Raw genomic sequence first — 263 nt, 5'->3', positions numbered from 1 at the left:
CAGCGGATAATAGGATGAAGGAAAGGGCTAAGGCGATGTCAAAGTTTCCTTTTGAAACCTCCATAACGATGGTGGTCGTCAATATCCGGGTATCTCCTTGAACATTCCCGCCAACCATCATCGCAGCACCTACTTCGGCAATGACCCGGCCAAATCCGGCGATTATCGCCGCCATTATGGCCATCTTCGATTGCTTAATCAGAATCATCAAGGTTTGCCATTTGGTTGCGCCCAGTGCTTTAACTTGCATCAGCATTTTATCG

General features: G+C 47.9%; 1 protein-coding gene. It reads right to left on the bottom strand.

Translation table 11 applies throughout. The features are described 5' to 3' along the window. Positions 1–263, bottom strand: a 263-nt coding sequence (locus RYX56_RS23150; protein ID WP_317124229.1) for an ABC transporter permease, incomplete at both ends; no start/stop codon positions are given.

Origin of the sequence: Alkalihalophilus lindianensis (genome assembly GCF_032843265.1) — a bacterium.
GTDB classification, from domain to species: Bacteria; Bacillota; Bacilli; order Bacillales; family Bacillaceae_D; genus Alkalihalophilus; species Alkalihalophilus lindianensis.
This window is presented reverse-complemented; position numbering and strand designations above follow the sequence as displayed.